At 70.7% G+C, this 7,865-nt stretch carries 1 protein-coding gene; it reads right to left on the bottom strand.

The window, feature by feature from the left end:
• A partial coding sequence (locus RR3_RS13095) for a non-ribosomal peptide synthetase (RefSeq protein WP_371851036.1) occupies positions 1-7,487 on the bottom strand: 7,487 nt, incomplete at its 3' end.
• Positions 7,488-7,865 lie beyond the last annotated feature (378 nt).

Raw genomic sequence — 7,865 nt, 5'->3', positions numbered from 1 at the left:
TCGGCGACGAGCCCGTCGGCTCCGCCGTCGTCGTCCGTGGACTCGGACAGCGTCAGCTGCAGGTCGAACTTGGCCACCGAGGTGTCGATGGCTTGTGTCTCCAGGACGAGCCGGGGCAGCTCCACGTGGGTCGACCCGAGATTCTGGAAGGCCAGCATGACCTGGAACAGCGGGTGCCGCGCCGTCGACCGGGCGGGATTGAGCACCTCCACCAGCCGCTCGAACGGCACGTCCGCGTGCGCGAACGCACCGAGCGCGGCCTCCCGGGCGCGGGCGAGCTGCTCGGTGAACGGCTGGTCCGGGTCCACCTGGGTCCGCAGCACCAGGGTGTTGACGAACATGCCGACCACGTTGTCGAGTTCCTGCTCGCCGCGACCGGCCACCGGGGTGCCGACGGCGATGTCGTCGGTCCCCGACAACCGCGCCAGCAGCACCGACAGCGCCGCGTGCACCACCATGAACAGCGTGGTGCCGTGCCGGCGCGCGACGTCGTCGAGCGCGGAATGGACCTCGGCGGACACGACGAACCGCTCGGTGCCGCCGCGGAACGACTGCCGTGCCGGCCGCGGCCGGTCCGACGGCAGGTCGAGCTGGTCGGGCAGCCCGGCGAGGGTGGTGCGCCAGTAGGCGAGCTGGTCGGCGATCAGCGACTCCGGGTCGCTCTCGGAGCCGAGAAGTTCGTGCTGCCACAGTGTGTAGTCCGCGTACTGCACCGGCAGCGGCGGCCACGCGGGACGCTCCCACTCGATGCGCGCGGCGTAGGCGGCCATGACGTCACGTGCGACCGGTCCCATCGACCAGCCGTCGGCGGAGATGTGGTGCATGACGATCGCCAGCACGTGCTCGGTCGGGTCGATCTCGAACAGGTGGGCCCGCACGGGCACCTCGCGGGTCACGTCGAACCCGGTGGACGCGAGCGCCGAGATCTCCTGCTGCAGGTTCTCTTCCGTGATCGACGTCGGCGTCAGGTTGGGCACCGCCGTGGCAGCGTCCGTGACGACCTGCATCGGCCCGTCGGGCCCCTCGGGGTAGACGGTTCGGAGCGACTCGTGCCGGTCGATGACGTCCATGATGGCGACCTGCAGCGCGGTGATGTCGAGTTCACCGGACAGTCGCAGCGCGAAGGGCAGGTTGTAGGTGGCCGATTCGGGCTCGAACCGGTTCAGGAACCACATGCGCTGTTGGGCCAGGGACAGCGGGATCCGGTCGGGGCGCGGCTGGGCCACGAGCGGGATGCGGCGGCCGGCGCCGGCACGGTGTTCGACCCGCGCGGCCAGCGCGACGACGGTCGACGCCTCGAACAGCAGACGCACGGGCACCTGGGTGTCGAGGGCCGCACCGAGCCTGGACACGAGCTGGGTCGCGACGAGCGAGTTGCCACCGAGCTCGAAGAAGTCGTCGTCCAGCCCGACCCGGTCGATGCCGAGGACGCTCTCGAATGTGCCCGCGACGATCTCCTCGATCGGCGTGGTGGGGGCGCGGAAGGCCCGCGCCTCGAACACCGGCTCGGGCAGTGCCTTGCGGTCCACCTTGCCGTTCGGGGTGAGGGGGACGGCGTCGAGGACGACGCAGACCGAGGGAACCATGTAGGACGGCAGGAATCCGGCGACGTACCCGGTGAGCTCCTCGCTGTCGAGTCCCGCCTCGCCGTGGACGTAGGTGACCAGAGTGGTCTGCCCCGAGGGCATTTCGTGCCCGATCGTGGTGGCGAAGTCGACGGCGGGGTGCGAGAGGTAGGCGGCGTCGATCTCCCCCAGTTCGATACGGTAGCCGCGGACCTTGACCTGGAAGTCGGTCCGCCCGGCGTACACCAGCCGGCCCTCGTCGTCCCACCGTACGACGTCGCCGGTGCGGTACATGCGCTCGCCCGGCGCGCCGAACGGGGAGGCGACGAAACGGTCCGCCGTCAGTGCGGGCCGCCGGTGGTAGCCACGCGCGAGCGCGTCCCCGGTCAGGTACAGCTCCCCGGACACGCCGACCGGAACGGGGTGCAGCCGCGCGTCGAGCACGAGGGCACCGACCCCGGCCACGGGGGTGCCGATGGTGATGGGCTCGCCCGGGTGCAGTTCGCCGCGGGTGGTGACGATCGTGGTTTCGGTCGGGCCGTACGCGTTGAAGTAGCGGCGGCCGGGCGACCAGCGGGCGACCAGATCGGCGGTGGAGACGTCGCCGCCGACGTTGAGGACGCGCAGCGTGTCGAGATCGCGGGGGTCGACCGATCCGAGCACGGCGGGGGTGATGACGGCATGGGTCACCCCGTACGTCTCGATCAGGTCGTGCAGTTCGGTGCCACCCAGCACGTTCGCGGGTGTCACGACGAGTTCGGCGCCGGAGGAGCCGGCCATCAGCCACTCGAGCACCGACGGGTCGAAGCTGGGCGCGCACACGTGCAACACCCGTGACCGCTCGGTGACGCCGTACAGTTCGACGCTCTCCTGCACGAGCGCGGCGAGCCCGTGGTGGGTCACGGCGACGCCCTTCGGCAGGCCCGTCGACCCCGAGGTGTAGATCATGTACGCGACGTGGTCGAGGCGCAGCGGCGCGAGCCGGTCGGCGTCGCCGAGCGGCGCGGCCGAGGCCCGTTCGATCGCCGCGCGGGTCTCGTCGGCATCGAGGGCGTTCCAGTCGAAGTCCGCCGGCAGCTCCGGCAGGTGCCCGGCGGTGGTCAGACCGAGGACGGCGCCGGAGTCCCGGACGATGTGCCGGATGCGTTCGACCGGATGGGCGGGATCGATCGGCACGTACGCGGCGCCGGTCTTGGCGACGGCCCACACGCAGTGCACCATCTCCGCGGAGCGCGGGAAGGCCAGGGCCACAATCGTCTCGGGTCCGACACCGCTGTCGACGAGGACGCGGGCGAGGCGGTTGGACCACTCGTCGAGCTCCCGGTACGTCAGGGCCGACTCGCCGCATCGGACGGCGATCGTATCGGGCGCGAGATCCACTCCGGCCGTGAGCAGTTCGACGAGCGGTCGCTCCGCACGATGGAGTTCGGGGCCGCGGACCGAGACGAGCCGGGCCTCCTCCTCGGGCGCGAGGAGGTCGATGTCACCGACGGGCGTGGCCGCATCGGCGACGATCGCTTCGAGGATCCGCACGAAACGCTGCCCGAAGACGTCGACGGTGTCGGCGTCGAACAGGTCGGTCGCGTACTCGAACACGGCATTGACGCCGGCCGGGCGCCCCTCGTCGTCGGTCCGCTCGACGAGCCACAGCTGCAGGTCGAACTTCGCGATCGGCACGTCGAACTCGGCCGCGGTGGCGCGCACCCCGGAGAACGAAATATCGCGCGTTCCAGGAGATTCCACCGCCAGCGCAGCCTGGAACAACGGGTGCCGAGCCGTGGACCGGGGCGGCTTGAGGACCTCCACGAGCCGCTCGAACGGGACGTCCGCATTGGAGAAGGCGCTCAGATCGGAGTCGCGGACCCGGTCGAGGAGTTCCTCGAAGCGCGCACCCGGATCGACCCGGGTACGCAGCACCAGCGTGTTGACGAACATGCCGATCAGGTCGTCGAGCAGACGATCACCACGGCCGGCGACGACACTGCCGACGGCGATGTCGTCGGATCCGCTCAGTCTCGACAGGAGGACGGCGTACGCGGAGTGCATCACCATGAACAGCGACGCATGGTGCGAGCGGGCGACCTCGACGAGACCACGGTGAGTCTCGGCCGAGATCACGAACCGGCGCTTGTCGCCGCGGTAGGTGGCGACCGCCGGGCGGGGACGATCCGCGGGCAGGTCGAGCTGATCCGGGATGCCGTCGAGTTCCCGAGTCCAGTAGGCGATCTGCTGCGCGGAGATCGAGTTCGGGTCGGATTCGAGACCGAGCACGTCGCGCTGCCACAGCGCGTAGTCGGCGTACTGCACCGGGAGCGCGGACCAGCCGGGTTCGGAGCCGGCGGCCCGCGCCGCGTATGCGGCAACGATGTCGCGCACGAGCGGCTCGAAGGACGACCCGTCGGCGGCGATGTGGTGCAACACCATCGCCAGGACGAACTCGTCGTCCGCCAGCCGGTACAGCGCGATCCGGAACGGCACGTCGACGGCGACGTCGAACCCGCGCTGTGCCAGGGCCACGACCCGGTCGTGCAGCTCGGACGCGGTGATGTCGAGCACGGGGACCCGGCTGTCGACGTGTTCGACCGGCAGGATCACCTGTTGCGGTTCCCCGTCGACGGCCGGGTAGACGGTCCGCAGCGTCTCGTGCCGGGAGACGACGTCGCCGAAGGCGGCGTCGAGGGCGGCCGGATCGAGCGGACCGGTCAGCCGCACCGTGAAGGGCAGGTTGTAGGCGGCGGTGCCGGCGTCGAATCGGTTGAGAAACCAGATCCGCTGCTGCGCCGTCGAGAGGGGCAGCACGTCCGGCCGCGGGCCCGCGACGAGCGGCCGGCGGGCACCCGATCCGGACTGTCGTGCCACCCGGGCCGCGAGGCCCACGACGGTGGACGACTCGAACAGCACCCGCACCGGAACCTGGGTGTCCATGGCGGAGCCGATCCGGGACACGAGCTGGGTGGCGACGAGCGAGTTGCCGCCGAGTTCGAAGAAATCGTCGTCGAGGCCGACCTCGGCGACTCCCAGGACCTCGCAGAACGTCTCGGCCACGACCCGTTCGGCGGCGGTGCGCGGCGCCCGGAACATGCGGGCGCTGTTGAACACCGGCTCGGGCAGGGCCTTGCGGTCGAGCTTGCCGCTGGTGTTGAGCGGGAACGCGTCGAGCACCATCAGCGACGCCGGAACCATGTACGACGGCAGCGCCCGGCCCAGCGCCTCGGTCAGCGCCTCGGTGTCGATCGCGTGGCCGGGGGCGGCGACGAGGTAGCCGACGAGCTGGTCGCCGGTCGCCGTCGGCACCACGAGCACGACGGCCTGCGAGACCTCCGGGGCGGCGAGCAGGACCGCCTCGATCTCGCCCAGCTCGATGCGCTGACCCCGGAACTTGACCTGGAAGTCGGTCCGGCCGATGTAGTCGAGGTATCCGGCACCGTCCGCGCCGAGGCGCCACAACACGAGGTCGCCGGTGCGGTACATCCGGTCGCCCGGGGCACCGAACGGATCGGCGAGGAACCGGTCGGCGGTGAGGTCGGGGCGGCGCAGGTAGCCGCGCGCGAGCTGGACCCCGGCGAGGTACAGTTCGCCGGGCCTGCCGGGCGGCACGGGCCGCAGCCGGTGGTCGAGGACGTAGACGCGGCTGTTCCACTGGGGGACGCCGATCGGGACGGTGGTCACGTCCTCGGCCGTGGCGCGATGGTAGGTGATCGAGACCGCGGCCTCGGTGGGTCCGTAGAGGTTGTGCAGCTGCGCGGGGCACAGCTGGGCGAACGCGGCCGCCGTCTCGGCCGGCAGCGCCTCACCGATCACGAACACGTGACGCAGCGTGTCGCACGAGCCGGGCCGGGCATTGGCGACGAACACCGTGAGCATCGACGGCACGAAGTCGGTGACGGTGACCCCGTGTTCGGCGATCCGGTCGGCCACGTACATCGGGTCGCGGTGGCCGTCGGGGGTGGCGATCACCAGGGTCGCCCCCACACGCAGTGGCATGAAGAAGCCCCACAGCGACACGTCGAACGTCGTCGCGGTCTTCTGCAGGTACACGTCGGACGCCGACAGCGCGTACTGGTCGTTCATCCACCGGATCTGGTTGTCGATCGCCCGGTGCGTGACCGCGACACCCTTGGGACGCCCGGTGGAGCCCGAGGTGAAGATGACGTAGGCGGTGCTGTCGAGGCGTACCGGCCCGAGCCGGTCGGCGTCGGTGAGCGGGCGCGTGTCCAGGCCGGTGAGATCGATGCGGTCGATCTCGACCACATCGAGGCCGGCGGGCAGATCCACCCGGTCACGCGCGGTCGTGACCACGCAGACGGGCCGGGCGGTGTCGAGAATGTAGGCGGTCCGGTCCGCGGGGTGATCCGGGTCGATCGGCACCCAGGCGCCGCCGGCCTCGAGGATCGCGTACATGCCGACGAGCAGTTCGAGCGAACGCCGCACCGACAGTCCGACCAGGGACTCCGGTCCGACGCCGCGCGCGACGAGCAGCCGCGCGAGCGCGTTCACGCGGGCGTCGAATTCCGCGTACGTCAGGCTTTCGCCCTCGTACACGAGGGCCGTGGCGTCGGGTGTGCGTGCCACCTGCTCCTCGAACTCCGCGAGCAGCGTGCGGTGGTCGACGGGGTGCTCGGTGCGATTCCACTCGGTGAGCACCCGGGCGGTCTCGGCGCCGGTTCCGAGGGGCAGGTCCCATACCCGCCGATCGGGATCGGCCGCGACGAATCGGTCGAAGAACTCCACGAACCGGGCGTGGTGCGCCCGGGACTCCTGCACGCCGTACAGGTTGGGGTTGGACTCGAAGTCGATGTGGGTGCGCGTGCCACCGCTCTTGTAGACGTTGACCCCGAGGTCCTCGATGAGACCGGTGGACAGGATGTTGATCCGTCCGACCATGTCGCCGAGGCGGACCTCGTTGTCGAACAGCATGATGTTGACCCACGGGCCGAAGAACGTGGAGCGGCCGCCGGCCGCACTCCCGGCGTCGCGGACGATGTCCTCGTGGCGGTACCGCTGGTGCCGCAGCGCTCCCGAGACGGCAGCGGTGGCCGACGCGACGAGCTGTCGCACGGTGGTGCCGGCGGCCACCTCGAGGCGCAACGGCACCACGTTGGAGACCATGCTGCCGGACCGGCGCAGTACCGCGGTGGTCCGCGCGGCGACGGGCAGGCTGAGCACGACGTCGGTGCGGCCGGTCATCTGGGCCATGTAGGCGGCGAAGGCGGCGATCACCGCGGTGGCGAGGCTGGTGTTCTCGCGTTCGGTGAAATGGTCGACGAGCTCCTCGACGCGGGCGCCGAGCGCGGCGCTGTCGATCCGGCTGACGGGGGCCGGCGGTGCGGGGCGGCCGGCCAGGCTGGTGGGTTCGTCGATGCCGTCGACGATCGTCGACCAGTACTCGCGGTCGGTGTCGAACCGCGGTGAGTTCCGGTACGCGATCTCGGCCTCGTACACGGTGCGCACGTCCGACGCCTTGTTGGGGCTGGGTTCGGCGCCCTCCACGGCGGCGGTGTAGAGCTCCGCGATCCGGGTCATGAAGGTCGCGGCGCCGAAACCGTCGAGCGCGAGGTGGTGGACGCGGTTGTACCAGAAGTAGCGGCGCTCGCCGATCTGCAGGACGGTGGCCGAGATCAGCCGGTCCTTGAGCACGTCGACCGGGGTGCTGCGGTCGGCGCGCATCCACTCCATCGCGGCCTCGCGCGGATCGTCCGCGTCCCGCAGGTCCACGTATCCGATGGAGGCGTCGAGGGTCGGATCGACGAGCTGGTACGGCTGCGCGTCGACCTCGAGGAACCGGAGGAAACCGGAGCCCATCTCGAGCGCGGCACGCGCGCTGGCCTCGAGCAGGAGGCCACGGTCGAGGTCGCCGACGAGCTCGACGTACTGGGCGATGTTCGCGGGCACCGACGGGTCGACGTGTTGCGCGAACCACATCCCGAGCTGTGCCGGAGAGAGGGGGAAGGCACCGTCCGGCACGTTCGCCGCGTTCGTGTTCGTCGCACCCGATCCGCCGACACCCAGCGAGTCCAAACCCCAACCTCTCTCTCACCGTCGGACGCAGGCCCGACCGTCGCGCCCGGTGACCCGGGCGAGCACCGTGCTCAGGTATATCTGCTGTTCAGGGGAGGAGCGTTACACGGCGGACAACGGCGCGAACGCCGCGAGACCCGCCGGGACAACGATCACCCCGCCTGTCGGCGCGGAGCTGCCCGAGCAGGTTACTCGCCGGTCGCCTTCCGGCCGCCTGACTTGCGCACCGGACCAATCTACAGGGTCGGTAAGGTCGGCTTCATCTTTGCCGCCGCGGTGTCG

This window comes from Rhodococcus ruber NBRC 15591 (assembly GCF_001894945.1).
Taxonomy (GTDB): domain Bacteria; phylum Actinomycetota; class Actinomycetes; order Mycobacteriales; family Mycobacteriaceae; genus Rhodococcus; species Rhodococcus ruber.
This window is presented reverse-complemented; position numbering and strand designations above follow the sequence as displayed.